This window comes from Streptomyces sp. WAC06614, assembly GCF_003949795.1.
Lineage (GTDB): Bacteria > Actinomycetota > Actinomycetes > Streptomycetales > Streptomycetaceae > Streptomyces.
In genome coordinates, this window is sequence record NZ_RPRY01000513.1 from 1 (window position 1) to 3,282 (window position 3,282).

Here is a 3,282-nt window from a genome sequence, read left to right on the forward strand (position 1 = left end):
GGCTCGGCGGCGGGGGGTGGTGCTGCCGGTCCAGCACGTGCCGCGGCGGGCCAGGAGACGGTGGAGCCACAGCTCCATCGAGACCAGGTCCGCCAGGCCGTCCAGCGGGACCGCCCGGCCCTCGGCGGCGTCGGTCAGGGCCTGTTGGACCACGCGGGCCTCGACCAGGCCGGCGTCCGCCAGCAGGGGCGCGGTGAACAGGGCCAGCAGGTCCGGCAGGGCCGCGCGCAGGCCCAGGCGGGTCGCCGTCTCGTGCGGGGTGTGGGTGGCACCGCCCCAGCCGGGCGGCAGCTCGCGGACGCCGGACGCGGCGAGCACGGCGCGCAGCACCGCGGCCCGGGCGCCCGGCTGGACCCGGAGCGACTCGGGCAGCGCCCGGGCCGCCCGGACCACCTGGTTGTCCAGGAACGGCGCGTGCAACCGCTGACTGCGCACCTCCACGGCCTGTTCGAACACCCGGTGGTCGGCGGCGTGCCGGGCCAGCACCGCCCGGGCCCGTGCCTCACCGGGCCGCAGCGACAGCGGGGGCCGGCCGGCGGCGGCGCTGAGGCGGATCGATACTTCCGCCAGTGCCTCCCCGGTCAGCCAGCCCGCCGCCGGCCCCGGCCGGGCCCAGCTCAGGGCCGCCAGCGAGGCGTCGACCGGGCCGAGGGCGGCCCCGGCACCGGTGCGGCCGGCGCGCAGCCGGGCGGCGGCGGCCTCCACGCCCGCGCGGTACGGCGTACGGGCCAGCCGGCGGGCGGCGGCGTACACGGTCAGGGGGACCAGCAGGGAGCCGCCGCCGTCCGCGGCCGAGCGGGCCAGCGCCGCGACGGGGCGCAGCAGGTGCCGTCGGCGCCGGTCCATCAGCAGGTCGGCGAGCCGCGCGGGGTGCGCGTCGAGGACCTGCCGGGCCCCGTGCCCGATGAAGTGGTCGGCGCTGCCCGCGGCGAGCCGGCGGCGGTCCCGGGCGGCGCGGACCAGCGACGGGCCGGGCTCGTCGGTCAGCGGCCCGTCCAGGTCGGCGTAGGGGAGGGCTTCCTCGGCCGCGGCGACCACGACGTGGTGGAGGCGGGGGTCGGCGGCGATGGCCCGGGCCCGTTCGAGTTCGGCCTCGCGTCCGTGCGGGACGGCGAGGTCGTTGAAGGTGACCGCCAGGAGCCGGCCGCCGGGGCCGGGTCGGCCCGGGAGCGAGCCGGGGAGGGTGCCCGGCGCCCCGGGCAGTCCGGCCGCGAGCAGGGCGAGCGTGGCGGAGGCGCTGCCTCCGGAGAGGTCGGCGCCGACCCCGGGCGCGGGCATGCCGCGGGCCGCGCGCCGGTCGGCCGGTCCCATGCCGGGGACCGGTCCCGGATCGTACGGGGCGGTGTCGGGGGCATGCCGTGGTGCCGTGAGCCGGGCGCGCACCGCGTCGACCAATGCTTCCCGTACGCCCTCCACCGCCCGCTCGGCGTCGGTCTCGGGCGCGGCCACGGCGAGCGAGGCCACCGGCTCGTAGCCGGTGATCTCCCGGGAGCCCTCGCGCAGGATGAGCGCGTGCCCGGGCGGGATCCGCCGGACGCCGACGTAGGGGGTGCCGTCGCCCAGCGCTTCGGGGCTGTCGGGGCAGGCCAGCAGCGCGGCGAGGTGGCCGATGTCGAGCTGGGCCTCGATGAGGTCGGCCAGCGGCAGGGCGGCGGTGGCGTAGGCGGTGCCGCCGGCCCAGGGGGTGTAGAAGACGGGCCGGGCGCCGGCGAGGTCACCGACCACGGTGATGCGGCGGCCGGCCTGGACCACGGCGGTGTAGCTGCCGGGCCAGGAGGTCAGGTGGCGCAGGGCGCCGCCGCGGGCGGCGTACAGGGCGCGGCGGAGTTCGGCGTCGTCGGCGCCGCAGCAGCCGAGGACGGCGAGGCGGGTGAAGGGGTCCGCGGGGTCAGCGGTGACGGTGCGGATCTCGTCGGGGCGCCAGTCGCCGACGGCCCAGAGGGGGTCGGGGTCGCCCCACAGGAGCTGCGCACCGACGGGGAGGAGGGTGCGTTCGGCGTCCGCGCCGGATGCTCCCGGGTCGCGGGGGTCGCCGCCGGGCGGTGCGTCCGCTAGGCCGCCGCGCGGCGCGGATCCGTCGGTCCTCAGGCGTCCGGCCGTGCCGAAGCTCGCGGCGATACTGCTCCACCCCACCAACCAGCGCATCGCCGCCTCCCCAGCCTGTGCGCCATGTGCCGGGGGCGCCGGGCGGCTGGACGGCCGGACGACGGGGACCCCGGGTGGCTCGGGGTCCATGCTGCCACGAGAAGGGCGTGCGGGAACGACTCATGAGGACGCCGATGCATCCGCATGCGCGCCCGTTCCAGGGCCCCTTGACGTTCCGTTCCCTGTCGGAGTCCTGGCGGAGGAGCTTCCGGCACCCCTCCTGGGGCACCTCGCCCCATAGGCCGATTTCAGCCATTTTTTACGCGCTGCGGTCCGGGGGGCGGCGGACCGCCCCCCGGACCGTTCCGCCACCCGCGGGGATTGAGGCGGCGGTGTCCCCCGGCCCGCCGGATCCACGCAGCGGGCCGACCCACGCACCGCACATCGAATCGCCGGGCCCGGGGACCGGCCAGAGCGCACGTACGGGCGCACGGCCACACGGGTGGAGCACGCGCTGACACGTGCGCCCCGGCGCCGCCCCACCGGCCCGGCCGTACGTACGGACAACAATCTCGCCATACGGAAGCCGGACCCTTAACGCTTGGGAGGCGGGGAACTACGCTGGGTTTACGAAATGCCGGGCGCCTATGCCCCGGCGGCGTCTGCGTTCCACGTGTGACGAGGGGTGGCGCATGTCCAGGGAGCTCCGGGAGCCCAACGAGAAGCTCGGCGCCGTCCTCGCCCTGGCGGGCATCAGCAATGCGGGACTGGCGCGCCGCGTCAACGACCTGGGCGCGCAGCGGGGTCTGACGCTTCGTTACGACAAGACGTCGGTGGCCCGCTGGGTGTCCAAGGGGATGGTGCCGCAGGGTGCGGCGCCCCATCTGATCGCGGCCGCGATCGGCGCGAAGCTGGGCCGGCCGGTGCCGCTGCACGAGATCGGGCTCGCGGACGCGGACCCGGCGCCCGAGGTCGGGCTGGCCTTCCCGCGCGACGTGGGCGCGGCGGTGCGCTCGGCCACCGACCTCTACCGCCTGGACCTGGGCGGGCGGCGTACCGGCGGCGGGATCTGGCAGTCGCTCGCCGGGTCCTTCTCCGTGGCGGCGTACGCGACCCCCGCCTCGCGGTGGCTGATATCGCCTGCGGACAGCTCGGTCGCGCGCGAGGCCTCCGCCCCTTCCCCTGCCTCTCCCCGCC

The 3,282-nt window shown here is 77.7% G+C and carries 1 protein-coding gene and 1 pseudogene; one reads left to right on the forward strand and one right to left on the reverse strand.

Translation table 11 applies throughout. The features are described 5' to 3' along the window. Positions 1-2,145 (reverse strand): asparagine synthase-related protein (locus tag EF918_RS34040; protein WP_125652745.1); only part of this gene is annotated, 2,145 nt, incomplete at its 3' end. A 632-nt stretch (positions 2,146-2,777) separates the two neighbouring features. Here EF918_RS34040 and EF918_RS34045 point away from each other — a divergent pair. After that, positions 2,778-3,282, forward strand: a pseudogene (locus EF918_RS34045) (sporulation associated protein); the annotation flags it as partial.